Origin of the sequence: Ekhidna sp., assembly GCF_964218185.1 — a bacterium.
Lineage (GTDB): Bacteria > Bacteroidota > Bacteroidia > Cytophagales > Cyclobacteriaceae > Ekhidna.
Window position 1 is genome coordinate 26,298 of sequence record NZ_CAXPLV010000005.1, and the last position, 18,493, is coordinate 44,790.

The following is an 18,493-nucleotide window of genomic DNA, read 5'->3' on the forward strand; positions in this document are numbered from 1 at the left end:
TTTTTAATCAGTATGGTCAATATAATGACGCCACTTTTCCAGCACTGAAGAAAAGTCTTCTGGCAGTTCTGAGTCTGCAAAAATTTTCTTTTTTGTCACCGGATGAATAAACCCTAAAGTCTTGGCGTGTAATGCCTGCCTGGGCATCATTTTGAAGCAGTTTTGGACAAATTGCTTGTATTTAGTGAAAACTGTCCCTTTCACTATTTCGCTACCACCATACGTAGTATCATTGAAAAGTGGATGACCTATCCACCGCATATGCGCTCTGATCTGATGGGTTCGCCCTGTTTCAAGGTTGCATTTCAACAAAGACACATACCGTAGGTCTTCAATCAACTCAAAATGTGTAACGGCATGCTTCCCAAAATCTCCATCAGGAAAAGCCATGGTTACCCGCCTGTCTTTTAAGCTTCGCCCAACATTCACGTAGACTGTACCACTAGGCTCTTCAGGTACCCCCCAGACCAGTGCATAATAGGTTCGCTCAATGCTGTGATCGAAAAACTGCTTCGCCAGACCGTTCATCGCTCGCTCGGTCTTTGCGATTACAAGCAGGCCCGAAGTGTCCTTGTCGATTCTATGCACCAAGCCAGGACGCCCATCATTCCCTTTCATCTCTGGTAGGTTTTGAAAATGAAATGCCAAAGCATTCACCAGGGTGCCTGACCAGTTTTGATAGGCTGGATGAACCACCATCCCGGCTGGCTTGTTTACAATCAGCAAGTGATCATCCTCGAGTACGATATCTAGCGGAATGTCTTCAGGAACAAGCTCCTCATCTCTGGGTGGCTCTGGGAGCATCACAGAAATTTCATCCATCGGGTGTACTTTATAGTTTGGTTTTACCTCTGCTCCATTCACTTTCACAAAACCATCCTTTATTCCTGCCTGAACCTTATTGCGCGTTACATTGGGGAGGCGATCCATCAAAAACTTATCGATCCTCAGCAGATCTTGTCCGGCATCTACTACAATGTGATGATGTTCATATAAGTCACCGTCTATTTCGTTTGGTTCATCAGTCATGGGTGTAAATTTAAGCGATGGTAACCCTTCCCACACCAATACAAGAAATTACTCACCCTCTTTTGACTGAAAAACAAATTCAGCTTTTCGTGAAAAGAGATGATTTGATCCACCCTGAAATAATGGGGAACAAATGGAGAAAGTTGAAATACAACATTGCTTTGATGAAGGAAAAAAATCTCTCAAAACTTGTGACTCTTGGAGGCGCTTATAGCAATCATATTGCCGCCACAGCAGCCGCTTCATTTGAACAGGGATTTCATTCGGTTGGGATCATTCGGGGTGAGGAGCTTGCAGTTGATAGCAATCCCACACTGGAATTTGCCCACAGCAGAGGTATGAAGCTGGAGTTTGTAAGTAGGGAAACTTTCAGGACATGGAGAGACAATCCAGATTTATTACTGAAAAAGTATCCTAATCATTATTTCCTGCCTGAGGGTGGAACGAATCAAATGGCCATCAATGGATGCAAAGAAATCGTGGATGAAATATCGACTGATTTTGACTATCTCATAACTCCAATTGGAACCGGAGGGACATTTGCAGGCCTTGTTTCAGGAATTCGGGATGATAGAAAAATAATCGGAATCAGTAGTCTGAAGGGTGATTTTATCCACGCCTCGATTTCTGAATTGCTCCAATCATATCAAATTCAATCATCAAACTATCTGATTCAAAGCGAATATCATTTTGGAGGCTATGGCAAGGTGAACTCTGAATTGATCGACTTTATCAATTGGTTTAAAGAAAACTTTGGAATTCCTCTGGACCCGATTTATACAGGAAAGAGCTTTTTCGCCGTTTGGGATATGATAAAAACCGATAAATTTGAAAAAAATCTTAGAATAATACTATTACACACAGGTGGTTTACAAGGTATTGAAGGCTTTAATCGAAAAAATGAGAATATTATCAATTAAGACTTAATTTTAGATGAATTTGTCAACGGTGAAAAAGTTTGTGTTAATAATGATCTCCGTTTCATTAATTGCATCCTGCAACATAGATGAATTGGAGTTCGATAATCTGGAGGTTACTCCCATTACGGGCGTATTTAGCTTTCCTTTGGGTGAGGCTACATATGTCATGAGCGACCTATTGATAAAGCAGACAGGCGACTCTCTTGAATTTGAAGAGGACAGCACCTCCTTGTACACACTTTTGTACTATGATACCATCACCTACAGTGCTCCGGACGATTTCATCCGAATCAGTGATATAGTTCAAAATGGAGTTGCAAGTCCACCCGCATACCCTGGAGGTGCGGCCCGTCAGGAAACCTTCAGTGCATCTTTTGATCTTACTTATGATCCTGATGATGGAGAGGAGCTGGATTCAGTTTTTTACTTAACTGGAGATTTAACCTTTGCTACAGATTCCGAGATTCCCGCCGATATTGATTACACCTACACCGTTCAGAATACAACACATGTCAATACTGGAACACCAATATCCATATCGGGTACAGTATCAAACACCGTGGCTCCAGTAGATTCTGATAGTCAGAGCGCCTCTCTGGTTAATCATGTAACCAAACTGACTGGAGGAAATACGTTCACAGTTGATCTGGATGTAACTGTCAATCTTGCAGCTGCTCAATCCCTTACAGGGCTGGAAGAAGTGCGCTTTACCCTAACGTACGGCAACCAAACTTTTGGTTTGATTTATGGAAAGTTTGGACAAGATGTGGTGCAAGTAGGTAATCAATCTCTAGATATTGATTTCTTTAGTCAGGCCTCAAGAGACGGAATCACATTCGGAAATCCATCACTCACTTTCGATTTTAGAAATTCATTCGGTGTGCCTGTGGAAATGGATTTTTCAGGCATCAATGGAGTGGATGATAGTGATGGTAGCCAGGTTTTTCTTTCCGGAAATATTGTGAACAATCCACCCACTGTAGGAGGATCCGATGTGAATACTCCCACACCCACCACGCCAGGTGAAACCGTTCAAACTGTTGTAGAAATCAACCGATCTAATTCCAACCTGGTGAACCTATTGGCATCTGCTCCAGATCGTCTTGTGTTTGATGTAGCCGGAAGATCTAACCCGACGAGCACAACAACCCTGAATTATCTACAGCCAACCAGTCAGATAACTGCCTATGTGGCCATGGAGATTCCTTTTGAGGTCAAACTTGAAAATTATAAGGAAACAGGTACATTCAGTTTTAGAGGTGGGCTACAGTTAGACAATGTTGATTCTGCATTCATTCGGGTAGTTACAGTCAATGAGCTGCCATTTTCAGGACTTGCGACACTTGAAATAAAAGATGCTGATAGTGTTACCCTATTCACAATTGCTGATAATCTCGTCATCAATGCGCCTTTCATAAACGTGAATGGCGAGGTGACAGATCCGAATGGTGCGACCACTGATATACCTGTTACGGGAGAGCAAGTTGATCTACTTGCTAATGCTTCCTACATGCAAATCACAATGACATTCAACACACCTGTGAGTCAAACTTCCAGAGAAATCTATGTGAAAATATTAGCAGATTATGCTCTTACTCTCAAGGTTGGTATTGGAGGAAAGTTCAATCTGGATTTATAAATGAGAAAACTCGTAATCACCATATTGTTCCTAACCACATTTACCATCCTGTTTGGTCAGACTAGTTTGTCATTTCAGCACTTGGGGAATGCTACTTTTCAAAATAACATGATCAATCCGGCACTGATCCCGGAGGGAAGGTTTTTTATCGGGCTGCCGGTCATTTCTGGCATACATGTCAATGTCAACAATAAGGTGAGCTACAATGAGGCCTTCACTAAGTATAGTGATAGAGTCGAGATTGACGTGCCTAAAATTGTGGGTAACCTTCAAAATCAAAACATGCTGAGCACCAAAGTGCAAGTGAACCTGCTACACTTTGGGTATCGGTTAAACTCAGGTCCCCTGTTGAGTTTCGTAGTGAATGAACGTGTAGAAGGAGATTTTCTTTATCCCAAAGAAATGGTAGAATACATTTTCACCGAGGGTAACTTCAATTTCCTCAATGATGATGTAAAGATTTCCAAAATTGGTTTCAGAGCCTCCCACTTCAGAGAATACGGTCTTGGGATAGCTGCCCCCGTCAATGATCAACTGACTGTAGGGTTAAGGGGTAAATTCCTCGTAGGCTTTGCGAATGCAAGTGTGCCAGGGGGTGCCAAAGTAGTTTTAAATTCAGACGGTGAAGTTTTCCAAATCGATGCTGAGTGGAAAAATGCCTCCATGCGAACATCTGGATTTGATATTTATCAAAAAGAAAACGGGTACGATGATTCAGACCTACAATCGCACCTAATAATGAATGGGAATACAGGCTTTGCCCTCGACATTGGAGGAACTTACAAGCTTAACAGATATTATGAACTACAAGGATCTATTGTTGATATTGGCTTTATCAGCTGGAAAGAAAACATAAGAAATCATGCTGTGGCCGATACATCGTTTAGGTACAATGGGGTCAATCTTGCTGAGTTGGAAAATATTCGACAAACGATGGAAGATTCGCTCTTCAGCAAGTTTGAGACTACCGAAAACACCAATCCTTACAAAGGTTGGCTGCCCGTTACAGCTCATGGTAGCTGGATTTACCACTACAGTCCTCAAACAGATTTCTATGTGACGGTAGGATCCAGAATGGTACAGCGGCAATTCAAAATGCTCTATGGTGCCGGGGTAACTCAAAAGTTTGGTAGAGCTTTCACAGCATCAGCAAGTGTGACCAAACTCCCCCAACAGTTTTTCAATGTTGGTGCAGCATTCGCTGCAAAGGGTGGGCCTGTTCAAATGTACATGGCTGTTGATCAAATCATTAATTTCTCAGTGCCGGATTCAAAAGCCATTGATGTGAGGTTTGGAATGAATTTCGCTTTTGGTCAAAGACGGGCTAAGGAAGAAGCAAGCGGCCTTTCCAGATCGCCAATAAGTGGAGCCAAAGGACTTGATACAAACGTTTTCCTTGGAAAGAAAGTGAAAACCAAAAAACGTGATGGTATTTATTCAATCATCAAGCGTCAGAAACGAAGAGAACTTAAAAACAAGCGTACTCAACGAGATAATGACGTGAAGAAGAAAAGTCTGACAGGAAGAAGCGGTAAGAAGAATACTGACAATGAGTAGTCACTTTTCGCAGGTAATAAACCCCAGTTCCCAGCTTACAGAAAACCCATCATTCTCATGCACCCCAAGCTCTTGAAGAGCATCCAGCAACTTCTCTTCGGGAGGATTCCGATCCAAGCAAAACAGTAATCTAAAAAAATCCAATGCTTCATTTTGTGTTGAGAAATTCCACTGATATTTATCAATTACATAATCTGTTCGGAATCCAGCTTCTGCTATTTCAAGCAGATCGCCCTCGGCAATGAACCGGCCATTATGCCCCATACTATTCCACTCGTCAAGAAAACCATTCAGAAATTTATCCAGCTTACTATTGGTCGTTGCATCACCTATTATCAATCGCCCTCCGGGCTTTAGAACTCTATACATTTCAGAGTAGAACTCTTTTCTAGCCAGGATGTGATGCAATGCCGCCAAACTCACAATTTCATCCACAGATTCATCCTCTAATTCAATCCTTGATTCTCTGCATTTTTGTATTCGGTTATGGTTGTCATTAAACTCTCCTGAAAAATCATAGGCTAGATAGTTGATATTATCCTTCAGATATTTTTGGAGATACCCACCACCTGCAGGTAGGTCAAGGATTGTTGAATGTTGGATTTGTCTGAGTCTCCTGACTGTAGCCTGAAATTCTGCCTCTCTCGCTTCTGGGTATTTCTCCATGGCCAGCTGGTAGGACTTCCCTCTCTGATTGAAGATTTCTTCATACCCCTGCATTGGCAAAATCTTTTACGTCGTTACATGTTTGACATTTTCCGCAAGCTTTTGGCCTCTTCCCTTCCTCATAGACAGGTCTTCGGCACCACCAGGTGTTGTTTCTGACCTGCTCAGGTAAAAAGTCCCAAATCTCTTCTTTTGAGAAATCCAATACCGGGAAGATATACTGAGGAAGTGTCCCCTCTTCCAGTGACAGTACGCTTTTAAAAATCGCCTGTGCGCGCTTCATACGGTACATGAAGTTGTTTCCTCCAGATTCAATATCTGTTTTGGTACGCCCCATCGCTACATACTCAATATCTTTCCTGGCCGCACATATATTGCCCGCGAAAAACGCACAAACATCCATATCAAAAGGGAATCGATTGGATCTCAAAGGCGCAAAACCTCGTGTATTAAAGGTGCTCTCGGTCACAAGAAATTTGCGATCTGTATTTTTCTGATAGTAGGATAAAATTGAATTAACAGCAGCTGCTTCTGCTATTGTTCGATTCTCCCGATTCATTATATGAATATGATGAACAATTAGTGGGTGCTCTTTATATTTTTCATTGGTCATCAACTGATGGAGCACACCAGTGGAATCGATCCCACCAGAATACATACATAGTATGGTCGGTTTTGAATTTACATTTTCACCCATTGATAAAGTCTTTTACCTGAAGGCACGTTCCACATTTTTGACAAGGAGATGCCTTATCATTTTTATAAATTGGTGTCCTGCACCACCACACATGTTTTTTAACATCGTCTGGTAGCTTACTCCATATCTCTTCTTTTGTCAGCTCAATCAGAGGAAAAATGAATTTGGGAACCGGCTCTTTTTCTAAAATCCAGACACTACTGAATATATCCTGCATCCTCTTCATCCGAGCTTCAAAATTTCCTCCAGAATCAACATCTGTTTTAGTCCTCCCCCATGCTACAAGTTGAATTTCCTTTCTGGCTACTGCCGCGTTGGCACCATAAAATGCACAAACGTCCATGTCATAGGGATATCTCGCGGACTTTAATCCGGCGAAACCCATTGTATCAAAAGTGCTCTCCGTCACCAAAAATCTTTTGTCACTATTTACTTTGTAATAATTCAAAATAGTCTTTACAGCGCTAGCTTCTGCTCTTGCTCTGTTTTCCCTGTTGAAAATATGGATGTGATGAATAATCAAAGGATAGTCCTTCCATTTATCACTTGTCATTAGCTCATGAAGCACCCCAGTGGAGTCTATCCCTCCGGAGAACATGCATAAGATGGCGGGCTTTTTATTAGTCGGATTCACTAGAATAAATGTCTGAAGGTGTCGCTAAGTTTAGAAAATGAATGAACCTTTATTTTGAATTGACCTAAATCCTTAGCTTTTAAATTATGCTTCGAAATGTAGATTTCCTTGAAACCAAGTTTTTCAGCTTCATTAATTCGGTTTTCAATTCTACTGATCGGTCTAATTTCTCCTCCCAAACCAACTTCTGCTGCAAAACATACCTCCTCACCTATAGGAGCGTCCTCAAACGAAGAAAAAATAGCTGAGCAAATCGCCAAATCAAGCGCAGTATCCTGGACTTTCAGCCCTCCGGCTATATTCAAAAAGACATCCTGACTGCTCAATCGAATGCCCAACCGCTTCTCCATTACAGCCAGCAGCATAGTCAGCCGCTTGTAGTCATAGCCTGTGGTACTGCGTTGCGGATTGCCGTAGCTCGTGGGACTCACTAACGCCTGAGTCTCCAAAATCAAAGGCCGGTTCCCCTCCAAAGTAGCACCAAGAGCTATGCCACTCAATCCGGGTTCTCGGGGTGAAATCAAAACTTCAGATGGATTGGTCACTTCCCTTAGCCCGTTGGCATTCATCTCAAACATTCCAAGCTCCGATGTTGAGCCAAACCGATTTTTTATGGTTCTAAGAATTCGATACGAAAGGTGTCTGTCTCCCTCAAATTGCAACACCGTATCCACCATATGCTCAAGCACCTTTGGCCCGGCGATCGCCCCATCTTTGTTTACATGACCAATTAGAAAAATAGGGATCCCTTTCTGCTTTGCAAATTTCATCAGCTGACCAGTACATTCTTTTACCTGAGAGATTGATCCAATCGAAGCTTCAATGCGATCAGAGTGGAGTGTCTGGATAGAATCAATGATTAAGATGTCTGGATTCATACTCTCCGCCTGCCTGATGACTTCTGACAAGCTGGTCTCCGCATATAGAAAACATTGATCTGCCGTGGTGCCGATTCGATCTGCTCGCATTTTTATTTGCTCCGCACTCTCCTCCCCTGAAACGTAAAGTGTTTTCTTTTTGAGTCTAACAGCCATTTGCAGCATAATGGTTGACTTTCCTATTCCAGGTTCGCCACCTACCAGCACTAATGATCCCGCCACAATTCCTCCACCCAGTACACGATCTAATTCTGAAATTCCGGTGGGGGTGCGCTCTTTGGAAATACTTTCCCCAGCCTCTTTAAGATTTACAGGTTTTGACTTTTCCACAGAAAACTCAGCAGTGTTTTTGGTGGCTTTTGACACGACCTCCTCCACATAGGTATTCCATTCTCCGCAAGAAGGGCATTTACCCACCCACTTGGCTGACTCGGTTCCACATGATTGACAGAAAAAGACGGTTTTAGTTTTGGCCATATTAGCTAAGGATAACAGCTAAGATATAAACTGTCTCAGTTAATTTTACGCCATGCAAAAAGATCAGAAAGTTTTTGACCTAATCAAGGCTGAAGAAAAGCGACAGGTAGAAGGAATTGAGCTGATAGCCTCCGAAAATATTGTTTCACCGCAAGTGCTGGAGGCAGCTGGTAGCGTTCTCACCAACAAATATGCTGAGGGCCTCCCTGGAAAAAGATACTATGGCGGATGTGAGGTAGTTGATGAGATTGAGGATCTTGCCAGAGAGCGAGCGAAAGAACTTTTTGGCGCAAGCTGGGCAAATGTGCAACCACACTCCGGAGCTCAGGCCAACGCTGCAGTGATGCTGGCATGCCTCAATGCAGGCGATGAAATTTTGGGGTTTGATCTTTCCCATGGTGGTCACCTTACTCACGGCTCTGGGGTAAATTTTTCAGGCAAACTTTACAAGCCAAATTTCTATGGGGTTGACAAAGAAACCGGCCTGATCGATTATGATCAGCTGGAAAAAGTCGCCAAAGAGAAGCAACCAAAAATGATCATAGCTGGAGCTTCTGCATATAGCCGTGATTGGGATTATGAGAGGTTCAGAGCTGTGGCGGATGAAGTTGGAGCTATTTTGTTGGCAGACGTTTCACATCCATCCGGCCTGATAGCCAGAGGTCTTTTGAACGATCCGCTGGAGTATTGCCACATCGTAACGACAACTACGCATAAAACACTGAGAGGTCCAAGAGGCGGAATGATTCTCGTGCGAGATGACATTGATAATCCTTGGGGATTGACTACTCCAAAAGGTGTGATCAGAAAGCTGAGCTCGCTGCTCGACTCTGGAGTATTTCCAGGCACGCAAGGAGGACCGCTTGAGCACATCATAGCCGCAAAAGCAGTTGCTTTCGGAGAGGCATTATCGGATGAGTACATGAACTACCTTCTACAGGTGAAGAAAAATGCCAGTGTAATGGCCGATGCATTTGTGAAGAAAGGATACAATGTGATATCCGGAGGTACTGACAATCACCTCATGCTAATCGACCTCAGAACAAAAGACATCACAGGTAAGGATGCTGAAAACTCACTAATCAAAGCCGATATCACTGTAAACAAAAACATGGTGCCTTTCGATGATAAAAGTCCGTTCGTTACATCGGGAATGCGAATAGGAACACCTGCTGTGACCACACGCGGTTTGAAAGAAGCTGACATGACGAAAATTGTCGACCTAATCGATACTGTGATTACCAATAAGGATGACGATAATAAAATTTCTGAAGTAAAATCCGAGGTAAACAAATGGATGTCTGACTTTCCTTTGTTTAAAGGCTAACTATGCCACTGGATCAGATATCGGACGAAAAGGAAATGTCTTTCCTTGACCACCTAGAAGAGCTTAGGTGGCATATTATTCGTTCCATGATAGCTATTGTCACCTTCGCCATAGTGGCTTTTGCTGCGAAGAGTTTTATCATCGACACGGTTATTCTGGGTCCTTCACGTGTAGATTTTTGGAGCTATCAAAAGCTATGTGAACTAGCGGAGGTTCTCAAAACTCCAGCAATATGCGTGGATGATCTCCCTTTCAAAATTCAAGTAAGGACGGTGAGTGGTCAGTTTATGACCCATATTGTTGTCTCATTCATAGCAGGACTCATTTTGGGTTTTCCTTACCTTTTCTGGGAAATCTGGCGATTCATCAAGCCTGGTTTGCGTCCACAGGAACGAAGAGCTTCCAGAGGTGCCACTTTTTCGGTCAGCGTGTTATTTACACTGGGTATTCTCTTCGGCTACTTTGTCATCTCACCTATCTCCGTCCGCTTTTTTGCGACCTATGAAATCTCGTCCATGCTGCAAAATGAATGGGATCTTTCATCCTATATCAATACCGTAACCATGGTGGTACTCGGCTGTGGGTTGCTGTTTCAGCTCCCTGTAATTGTATACTTCCTCACCAAAGCGGGAATTGTGAGTTCATCCCTGATGAAAGCCTATAGAAAACACGCGATTATTGTAATTTTAATATTAGGAGCGATCATTACCCCTCCTGACCCGTTTAGTCAAATCTTGATTGCTATGCCTCTGATGATGTTGTATCAGCTGGGGATAGTCATCGCAAAAAGAATAGAAAAAAGAGAAGCCAGACAAAACAAAGAACGTTAATCATGAAAATAGCGATAGGTGGCGATCATGCCGGATTTCAATATAAAAGAAGATTAATAGATCACCTGAAAATGAATGGGCATGAAATCAAGGATTTTGGTCCTGACACAGAAGATTCTGTAGACTATCCTGATCATGTGCATCCACTTGCAGCATCTATTGCGGCCGAAGATTTTGATTTGGGCATTTTGATCTGCGGAAGTGGGAATGGTGTAGCAATGACTGCCAACAAACATGAAAATGTACGAGCAGCACTATGCTGGAATACCGAACTAGCTGCACTTGCCAGGCAACACAATGATGCCAATATTATTTGTCTGCCGGCACGATTTGTCGCTTATGAATATGCTGAAAGTCTGACAGACACCTTCGTGAACACTCCTTTCGAAGGGGGGAGGCACGAGAGACGGGTCAATAAGATCAATTGCTAATCTTTCGATAACTATTTCCCCCTTGATGCCTGTATTTGTTGGCGAGCTCGGGAAATCGTTCACGAATTTCAGGCATGATTTTCATTTCGTCCAAAATCAACTCTGGATTTGCACGCTCGATAAGCTTGTAAAGCTCTCCTGCTGTGATATAGTAATCCAATCCTTCAAATGCTCGTTGAGATAAATGCTCATTGAAGCAAGGAGTTAGAATCTTACGATCCACGTAGTAAGCTAAATTTGATCCTAAGATCATGGTACTTGAATTCTCCACACCTTCCTTTTCGACTTGCATTGGTTTAGCCAGGTTCAAATAGCTGAAGCATGAGTAAGCTACTAGTCCAAAAATCAATAAACCCGGCATAATGAACCTGAAAATCTTTCTCTTCAGCAGCATAAAATAGTGTGTCCAGAAATAAGCAATCGGCGGAACCCCAAAAACCAATTCATGCATTGATTTTTCATTGGAAAGAAAAAAGGTTGCCACAGCTCCAAAGAGCATCAGCCAAATTACCTGTTGAATTTTCTGCTGAAAGTTGGTGGGCCTCCCGGATGTCCATGTCTTGAAAACCGAGAGAACAAGAATCAAAACGAATGGCGATACTAATGCCAGTACTTCAAGGCCTGAGAGGGGCGCCTCAACAGCAAGAAGTAGATTTTGCGAAACATACGATTCAACAAAAATCCAAAAATCTCCCCTCCAGTAGAAGTATAGTGCGCACAGAGTGAACACCAGCAAGAAACTAAAAAGGTAAAGCAAGAGTCTTCTTGCAACCGCTGATGAAAATAAAATCAATGAAAAAAGGAATACAAGAAAAAAGACAACTGCCGGCAAGTAAATCATGGTTGCCACCCCTATAAAAATTCCCGAGTTCAGAAATAGCTCATCAGTAACCTGATTATCTATCCTACGCAACACATTTCTGAGCGCTAGCAACACAAAAGTCAGGCTCAAAAGCTGCGGTGACAGAGTCATAAAATCCGGCACAGAAACCATCAATATGATATAGAGAAAAGCTGGCAGGTATCCATTCTCATCATACGCCTTATTCTTAAGCAAAAGATGATTAAATATCCCTGCTTGAAAAATGATAACCAGCGAGCTAACCCCGTAATGAATAAACTCGCTCCTCCCGAAAATGAGGTTTAGATACTTGTAAAAAAAAACAGCAATTGGCCCTGTGTAATCAAAAGTCTGACTATACATCTTAAAACCCTGATTGAGCCACTCTCCCAGTAATAGCCATTTCAGACCATAGTATGATTCCTGGCCTATAAAATAACTCTGACCAAAACGAATGAGAATCATAATCAAAAAGATGATGACTAGTCGGTAGGGATCGTTTATTCTAAAAAACCGTAGCAATGAGCGTCTTTGTTATCGTAAAATGAGATTAAAATCGAAATTAGAATATTTGGATAAACCTCTTAACCAATATCTTAGGATATTTGCAGATATATGGAAAGTAAGCGGCAAGTAAAATACGGAAAGCAATTACAAAAAGACCTGGCAGAGATTTTTCAACAAGATCCATCCCATTACTTTGGCTCATCGCTGGGCACAATCACTGGTGTCACTGTCTCCCCTGACTTAGGATTGGCCAGAATTCATTTGAGCATTTTTCCAATAAGTAAAGCCGAAGAGGTTTTTAATCACTTGAACAATATAAAAAGTGAGGTTCGCCTCAAGCTTGGTAAAAAAATTGGCAGCAGGGTAAGAATTGTCCCTGAGCTTGCGTTCTTTCACGATGACACGCAGGAGCAAGCCTCAAAAATTGACAACCTGATTAGTAAACTTCATATTCCACCGGCTGAAGAAGAATGAATTTTCCATTCTTTATAGCGCGTAAATATTTTCTTTCTGGGAAAAAGAAAAATTTTATCAACGTCATATCCATGATATCCATGGTGGTGGTTGCCATTGGCACCATGTCCTTGATACTGGCGCTCTCTGTTTTCAATGGTTTGGAGGGATTGCTTCGATCCATGTACGGAAATTTCGATCCTGATATGGTTGTAGTGCCATCTTCTGGCAAATCATTTACTTATGACTCTGCCCAAATAAACCTAATAAGATCGGTAGACGGTGTGCGCGGAGTGACTGAGGTTATCGAAGATAATGTGCTGGTTCGGTATAAAGAATCACAACGAGTGGTTAGGATGAAAGGAGTAGGTAGAGATTTTGATGAATACAGCGGAATTAAAAATGTGCTGGTTTCCGGTGAGTTTGAGCTTGTTAGGGACAGTATCGGATATGCCGTGATTGGGCGGGGCATTCAGTATGATTTGTCCATTAGTCTAAAAAATGACTTTTATACGCTTCAACTGTATTATCCAAAGGATATAGGACCTGGGGTGGTAAATCCCGAACGGATGTATACCGTGCTAAACATATTGCCTGGAGGTGTTTTTGCCATTGAAAAATACTACGACGACAATTATGTTTTTGTGCCTGTGGAGTTTGCACGAGAGTTACTCAACTATAAAAACAAACTAACATCGTATGATGTTTATCTTGATGCAGATGCCAACCCTGAAAATGTAAAAGAAGAGCTGCAAAATGCCTTGGGTGATGTATTTAAAGTCAAGCTGGGAGATGAGCTTCATAGTGATCTTTACAAGGTGCTGAAAATTGAAAAGCTGTTTGTGTTTCTCATTTTGGTAGCTATCATCGGCATTGCCTCCATTAACATTTTCTTTTCTTTAACCATGCTGGTCATAGAAAAAAAGAAAGACATCTCTGTATTGTTTGCACAAGGAGCCTCCACCAAACTGATCAGAAATATTTTCCTATACGAAGGCAGCATAGTGGCCTTTTCAGGTGCGGCAGTGGGGCTAGTGTTGGGGATTGGTCTGAGTCTGATCCAGCAGCATTATGGGCTTATCGGTATGGGGATGAATTCGGCAGTGATGAACAGTTATCCTGTTAAAATCGAGATAATGGACGTTTTTTTAACGGTTATAGCCATCATAGCAATTACCTTGCTGGCATCCATTCAGCCAGCGGTGAAGGCCAGTAAATCCTTTTCTACACATACTTTACAATAAGACTGTAAACTCTTCACATTTTAATCATGTTAAGCTTTGGGATTTTTACTATTTTCGAAGTTTACCTGATCTAAAAAATCTGTGAAAGTATCTCCTGAAGAACCATTTGAACTAATCTACTCGCTTTACGAACACGAGTATCTCGGATACCTCATTGAATCTTTCGTTGTTCAGTTGAATGATAAAGGTGAACTGTCTTATTCCCACCAGAATATTTCCTCAAAAAATGCGGAGGAATTCAGCGCCCGGCTAGACGAAAACGATTACAAGATCATCAAGCTGATGGATCAGATTCAGCAAGATCAGGTTGCCAATCATTTTCAAAAGAAGCGAATGAAGCCTGAGGAATTTTTCCTCAAAACGTATGATGAGCATACTGGCGATAAAGTGCTTCAGGGAGAAATTGAAGGATATATTGAGCGCAGAAGATCACAAATTCTGGCGCTTATTCACGGTAAGCGGCTATTCGAAATGGGGAAAGATGGAGAGCCCGCATGGAAGGAAATAGAAGTAGTAGAGGAAAAGGCAACCGTGCTATTTCATTTCAGAAAAAACGAAGATAATACCCACTACTTTCCCACAATTAAACTTCAGGATGAAAAGGTAGAATTTCTAAACAATGGAAGTTATCTGCTTTGCAATGAACCAGCCTGGCTTGTGGCCAATGACCGACTTTTTACCTTCCAAAAACCTGTAAGTGGGGGAAAGCTAAAACCATTTCTAAAAAAGAAGTTTATCCTTATCCCAAAGGATATCGAAGAAACCTATTACAAGAAATTTGTAGGCCCGCTGATCTCTGAATTTGACGTTTACGCCAAAGGGTTTGAGATTATAACACATAAGCCAAAGCCAACACCTAAAATCACGGTTAGTGAGCTTCAAACCACTCGCAATGCATCCCTTTTTGATACAAATGGAGATGCCCCGGCTTCAGACAGTGACAAGTTGTTGCTCGAACTGTCATTCGACTATGGCAAACACAACTTCAATGCGGATAAGTTGAGCAAGGTGAGTGTATCGATGGAAAAGCAAAATGATGCTTATACGTTTCACCGAATCAGCCGTGATCATGAGGGCGAAAAAGGAATTATCGAGCAACTTGCCACCACAGGGCTGCCACTAAGGAACTCACGAGTAACACTCCCAAAAACGACTGCATTTGACTGGATAGGAAGAAATCATGATCTGCTTCAGGATTTCATCATCAAGCAAAATCAGCAAGGCAAGAAATTTTTCGTAGGTGAGTCTACTATTGATCTGGAGGTAAACGAGGGAGTTGACTGGTTTGACCTGAAAGCAAAAATTCGTTTTGGTGAATTTGAAGTGCCTTTTGAGGAGATCAGAAAATGCATTCTCAAAGGCAAGACAGAAGTTAGACTCCCAAATGGAGAGATTGGTGTGATTCCGGAATCATGGATAGAACGCTACAAAGATTTGTTTGCCTTCTCCACCCAAACAGATGATGGCATTACGCTCAATAAAATTCACGTGTCGCTGGTGCAGGAATTGAAAGAGGGAGAGCTGGCAAAAGTGACGATGGATCGGAAACTTGAAAAACTTCTTTCATTCGAAAAAATGGAAGACTATCAGGTTCCCGAATTCTTCAAAGGTGATTTAAGGCCATATCAATTTGCCGGATATAACTGGCTGAGATTTCTGGAAGATTACAACTTTGGCGGCTGCCTTGCTGATGACATGGGTCTTGGTAAAACCATCCAGGCTCTTGCTCTCTTACAACATCAGAAAAACGAAAACCCGGACAGCACAAGTCTTTTGGTGATGCCGACTTCTCTTCTTTATAACTGGGAGTTAGAGGCTAGAAAATTTACACCCGAACTAAAAATCCTAAATTATACCGGAATTAACCGAGTGAAAGACACATCTAGATTCGGGAAATATGATATAGTAATCACTAGCTACGGCACCACCCGTGTAGACTCAGAAATTCTATCTCAATTTTATTTCAACTACATCATTCTGGATGAATCTCAGGCCATAAAGAATCCCGATTCACTTATTTCGAAAAAGGTAAGAGATCTTAAATCAAGGAGAAAGCTGATTCTTACGGGTACTCCAATTGAAAACAGTACACTTGATCTTTGGTCACAAATGAGCTTCCTAAATCCCGGTCTTCTTGGGAATGAAGCATATTTCAAGAAAGAGTACCTGAAGCCCATAGAAAAGCAAAGAGATGAGACAAAAACAAAAAAACTCAACTCACTAATAAAGCCTTTCCTGCTCCGTCGTGAGAAAAGCCAGGTAGCTGATGATCTTCCCGAAAAAGTGATCAATATTCGATACTGTACTATGTCCGAAGAGCAGCGAGAGTACTACGAAAAGGAAAAAAATGCCTTTCGAAGTAAAATCATGGACGTAATAGAAACTGATGGGATTGGTAAGTCGCATATGGTCCTACTTCAGGGTTTGACACAGCTCAGACAAATTGCCAACCATCCTCAGATGATAGATCCGGAATATGACAAATCTTCCGGTAAATTGGAAGAGGTGACCTACATGATTGAGAACTCTATTTCCAAGGGGCACAAAGTTTTAATTTTTAGTCAGTTTGTAAAGCATCTGAAAATAGTTTCTGATTATTTGGAAGAACAGAAAACTCCATTTGCCTACCTGGATGGGTCTACCAAAGACAGGCAGCAGCAGGTCGAGCGTTTTCAAAATGACCCGGACGTCTCTGTATTTCTCATTTCCCTGAAGGCAGGAGGCACAGGACTTAACCTGACTAAAGCTGACTATGTATTCCTGCTGGATCCATGGTGGAACCCAGCAGTTGAGGCTCAGGCCATTGACCGGGCGCATAGAATCGGCCAGACCAAGAAGGTGTTTGCTTACAAGTTCGTAACCAAGGACACTATAGAGGAAAAAATCATTAAACTGCAGGAACACAAACAAAAGCTAGCTTCAGATTTAATCACTGTAGAAGAAAGTTTCGTGAAAAGCCTCTCACCCAGCGACATTCAGGATCTGTTTGACTAATTTTTAAAGTCCAAATAAGGGTTGGATTTTATCCGTGTTGTTAGATGAGTGTAATTCAATACATAAGAGACTTTCATATGCGAAATCCGATCATAAGTCTGATTGCATTCATCTTGCTCATTAATACTTGCCTCTGTTCTACAGCCTCCGGCCAGAAGGAGTTTGGCTTCAAGATGCCTGATAATACAAAAAAAATCAGCATCCCGTTTGAGCAGCACAACAACCTGATCATAATTCCAATAACCATTAATCGCTTTCTAACACTAAAATTCATATTAGATACAGGAGTTGAAAATGCCATTCTCACCGAAAAACTTTACGCTGACATTTTGGATGTAAACTATGTGAGAGAAATCACCCTAGATGGTCCAGGTCTTGCAGATTCAGTAGAAGCATATATTGCAAACGAGGTAACATTCGGGCTGCCGGGAGGTATAATCGGAACGAACATGAACATGCTGGTTCTAAAAGAAGATTACCTCAAGTTATCTGAGAGTATTGGTGATGATGTTCATGGAATTATTGGCTATGATATCTTTTCCAGATTCGTGGTGGATGTGGATTATGATGACAATATTATTACTCTGATCGATCCTAAAAAATTCAAGAAAAGCAACCGATCAACAGAAATACCAATTGAAATAAGAGGGAGTAAGCCATTTATTAACGCGACTATAAAACAAGGAGACAAAAAAGCAACTCTGGACATCATGGTAGATACCGGAGCTAGCCATGCAGCACTCATAGATTACAACTATCTGGATGGTATGGACTTACCGGAGAAAACTATAACTACTCGTCTTGGAAGAGGAATTGCGGGCGAAATTCCAGGGTATGTAGGTAGGATGGATTCTGTTTCTATTGACTGTTTCAAATTTAATCAGATGCTAGTCTCTGCTCCGTTTGATGGTGCTTACAATAAGGTGATAAAACGAGGAGCTCGTGTAGGTACTTTCGGTGGAGAGCTATTAAATCGATTCAATGTCACATTTGATTACCCTTCTGGGAAAATGTATCTGAGAAAAGGGGGGAATTTCAAGGAGGCATTTGAATATGACATGAGCGGTATGTCACTAAATGCAGTAGGTGAAAATCTAGATACAATTAAAGTAGTAAGCGTGGACAAGGATAGTCCTGCATTCAAGGCGGATATCAGAAAAGGAGATGTTATTCACGTAATCAACGGGAAAAACTTAAGATATCACTCACTATCAGTAATTCACGAGCTTCTACAATCCCGAGATGGTAAGAAAATTAAATGCACCATCTATCGAGACGGAGAGAAAATGAAGAAAAAATTTCGACTCAAAAGAGCTATCTAATCTCGACTTAGAAGGACCAAACAAAAAAGGGAAGACATGCATCCTCC

16 protein-coding genes are annotated in these 18,493 nt (G+C 41.8%); 10 read left to right on the forward strand and 6 right to left on the reverse strand.

Annotated elements, in window-relative coordinates; all coding sequences use genetic code 11:
- Positions 1 to 3 precede the first annotated feature (3 nt).
- Positions 4 to 1,029 carry an RluA family pseudouridine synthase gene (locus tag ACEQZT_RS05565; RefSeq protein WP_370088067.1) on the reverse strand — a complete coding sequence of 342 codons (1,026 nt, stop codon included), beginning with the start codon at positions 1,027 to 1,029 and terminating at the stop codon, positions 4 to 6.
- An 89-nt stretch (positions 1,030 to 1,118) separates the two neighbouring features.
- Between ACEQZT_RS05565 and ACEQZT_RS05570 the strand changes: the two genes are divergently transcribed.
- The 3 genes from ACEQZT_RS05570 to ACEQZT_RS05580 are packed head-to-tail and all read left to right on the forward strand — an operon-like array spanning position 1,119 to position 5,145.
- Positions 1,119 to 1,949: a 1-aminocyclopropane-1-carboxylate deaminase/D-cysteine desulfhydrase gene (locus tag ACEQZT_RS05570; protein WP_370088069.1), complete on the forward strand. Its 831-nt coding sequence runs from the start codon at positions 1,119 to 1,121 to the stop codon at positions 1,947 to 1,949.
- Between the two features lie 13 nt (positions 1,950 to 1,962).
- The gene (locus tag ACEQZT_RS05575) at positions 1,963 to 3,588 is read left to right on the forward strand and encodes a hypothetical protein (RefSeq protein WP_370088071.1); all 1,626 of its coding nucleotides are present in this window, start codon (positions 1,963 to 1,965) and stop codon (positions 3,586 to 3,588) included.
- Positions 3,589 to 5,145 (forward strand): DUF5723 family protein, encoded by a 1,557-nt coding sequence (locus ACEQZT_RS05580; protein ID WP_370088072.1) that lies wholly within the window; start codon positions 3,589 to 3,591, stop codon positions 5,143 to 5,145.
- On the opposite strand, the gene ACEQZT_RS05585 is transcribed toward ACEQZT_RS05580, so the two are convergent.
- From ACEQZT_RS05585 to radA, 4 genes are read right to left on the reverse strand one after another with little or no spacing between them, the layout of a single operon-like run.
- Positions 5,146 to 5,865, reverse strand: a complete 720-nt coding sequence (locus ACEQZT_RS05585; RefSeq protein ID WP_370088074.1) for a class I SAM-dependent methyltransferase — start codon at positions 5,863 to 5,865, stop codon at positions 5,146 to 5,148. It abuts the gene before it with no gap.
- Complete coding sequence (locus ACEQZT_RS05590; RefSeq protein WP_370088076.1) at positions 5,852 to 6,508, reverse strand: ATP-binding protein; 657 nt, start codon at positions 6,506 to 6,508, stop codon at positions 5,852 to 5,854. Before ACEQZT_RS05590 ends, ACEQZT_RS05585 begins: the two co-directional genes overlap by 14 nt.
- Entirely contained in the window at positions 6,501 to 7,142 is a 642-nt protein-coding gene (locus ACEQZT_RS05595; protein ID WP_370088078.1) for a hypothetical protein, read from the reverse strand. Before ACEQZT_RS05595 ends, ACEQZT_RS05590 begins: the two co-directional genes overlap by 8 nt.
- Positions 7,142 to 8,497, reverse strand: a complete 1,356-nt coding sequence (gene radA / locus ACEQZT_RS05600) for a DNA repair protein RadA (protein WP_370088080.1) — start codon at positions 8,495 to 8,497, stop codon at positions 7,142 to 7,144. The genes ACEQZT_RS05595 and radA overlap by 1 nt, the downstream gene beginning before the upstream one ends.
- 52 nt (positions 8,498 to 8,549) lie before the next feature.
- Here radA and glyA point away from each other — a divergent pair, with 52 nt between their 5' ends.
- The 3 genes from glyA to rpiB are packed head-to-tail and all read left to right on the forward strand — an operon-like array spanning position 8,550 to position 11,085.
- Entirely contained in the window at positions 8,550 to 9,824 is a 1,275-nt protein-coding gene (gene glyA, locus ACEQZT_RS05605; protein WP_370088082.1) for a serine hydroxymethyltransferase, read from the forward strand.
- 2 nt (positions 9,825 to 9,826) lie between these two features.
- Positions 9,827 to 10,654 carry a twin-arginine translocase subunit TatC gene (gene tatC / locus ACEQZT_RS05610; protein ID WP_370088084.1) on the forward strand — a complete coding sequence of 276 codons (828 nt, stop codon included), beginning with the start codon at positions 9,827 to 9,829 and terminating at the stop codon, positions 10,652 to 10,654.
- 2 nt (positions 10,655 to 10,656) lie between these two features.
- Positions 10,657 to 11,085 (forward strand): ribose 5-phosphate isomerase B, encoded by a 429-nt coding sequence (gene rpiB, locus ACEQZT_RS05615; RefSeq protein WP_370088086.1) that lies wholly within the window; start codon positions 10,657 to 10,659, stop codon positions 11,083 to 11,085.
- Here rpiB and ACEQZT_RS05620 read toward each other — a convergent pair.
- Positions 11,075 to 12,391: a hypothetical protein gene (locus ACEQZT_RS05620; RefSeq protein ID WP_370088088.1), complete on the reverse strand. Its 1,317-nt coding sequence runs from the start codon at positions 12,389 to 12,391 to the stop codon at positions 11,075 to 11,077. The genes rpiB and ACEQZT_RS05620 overlap by 11 nt on opposite strands.
- Positions 12,392 to 12,541: 150 nt before the next feature.
- Here ACEQZT_RS05620 and rbfA point away from each other — a divergent pair, with 150 nt between their 5' ends.
- The 4 genes from rbfA (at position 12,542) to ACEQZT_RS05640 (ending at position 18,446) form a co-directional block, all read left to right on the forward strand.
- Entirely contained in the window at positions 12,542 to 12,907 is a 366-nt protein-coding gene (gene rbfA / locus ACEQZT_RS05625) for a 30S ribosome-binding factor RbfA (RefSeq protein WP_370088090.1), read from the forward strand.
- Entirely contained in the window at positions 12,904 to 14,130 is a 1,227-nt protein-coding gene (locus tag ACEQZT_RS05630; RefSeq protein WP_370088092.1) for an ABC transporter permease, read from the forward strand. Before rbfA ends, ACEQZT_RS05630 begins: the two co-directional genes overlap by 4 nt.
- A gap of 81 nt (positions 14,131 to 14,211) precedes the next feature.
- Complete coding sequence (locus ACEQZT_RS05635) at positions 14,212 to 17,124, forward strand: DEAD/DEAH box helicase (RefSeq protein WP_370088094.1); 2,913 nt, start codon at positions 14,212 to 14,214, stop codon at positions 17,122 to 17,124.
- A gap of 44 nt (positions 17,125 to 17,168) precedes the next feature.
- Entirely contained in the window at positions 17,169 to 18,446 is a 1,278-nt protein-coding gene (locus ACEQZT_RS05640; protein WP_370088096.1) for a PDZ domain-containing protein, read from the forward strand.
- Positions 18,447 to 18,493: the final 47 nt, after the last annotated feature.

What these genes read in the sequence shown, in the direction of transcription:
- ACEQZT_RS05565 (WP_370088067.1), bottom strand. Translation starts at nt 1,029, where the DNA reads ATGACTGATGAACCAAACGAAATAGACGGTGACTTATATGAACATCAT.
- ACEQZT_RS05575 (WP_370088071.1), top strand. Translation starts at nt 1,963, where the DNA reads ATGAATTTGTCAACGGTGAAAAAGTTTGTGTTAATAATGATCTCCGTT.
- ACEQZT_RS05580 (WP_370088072.1), top strand. Translation starts at nt 3,589, where the DNA reads ATGAGAAAACTCGTAATCACCATATTGTTCCTAACCACATTTACCATC.
- ACEQZT_RS05585 (WP_370088074.1), bottom strand. Translation starts at nt 5,865, where the DNA reads ATGCAGGGGTATGAAGAAATCTTCAATCAGAGAGGGAAGTCCTACCAG.
- ACEQZT_RS05590 (WP_370088076.1), bottom strand. Translation starts at nt 6,508, where the DNA reads ATGGGTGAAAATGTAAATTCAAAACCGACCATACTATGTATGTATTCT.
- radA (WP_370088080.1), bottom strand. Translation starts at nt 8,497, where the DNA reads ATGGCCAAAACTAAAACCGTCTTTTTCTGTCAATCATGTGGAACCGAG.
- glyA (WP_370088082.1), top strand. Translation starts at nt 8,550, where the DNA reads ATGCAAAAAGATCAGAAAGTTTTTGACCTAATCAAGGCTGAAGAAAAG.
- tatC (WP_370088084.1), top strand. Translation starts at nt 9,827, where the DNA reads ATGCCACTGGATCAGATATCGGACGAAAAGGAAATGTCTTTCCTTGAC.
- rpiB (WP_370088086.1), top strand. Translation starts at nt 10,657, where the DNA reads ATGAAAATAGCGATAGGTGGCGATCATGCCGGATTTCAATATAAAAGA.
- ACEQZT_RS05620 (WP_370088088.1), bottom strand. Translation starts at nt 12,391, where the DNA reads ATGATTCTCATTCGTTTTGGTCAGAGTTATTTTATAGGCCAGGAATCA.
- rbfA (WP_370088090.1), top strand. Translation starts at nt 12,542, where the DNA reads ATGGAAAGTAAGCGGCAAGTAAAATACGGAAAGCAATTACAAAAAGAC.
- ACEQZT_RS05630 (WP_370088092.1), top strand. Translation starts at nt 12,904, where the DNA reads ATGAATTTTCCATTCTTTATAGCGCGTAAATATTTTCTTTCTGGGAAA.
- ACEQZT_RS05640 (WP_370088096.1), top strand. Translation starts at nt 17,169, where the DNA reads ATGAGTGTAATTCAATACATAAGAGACTTTCATATGCGAAATCCGATC.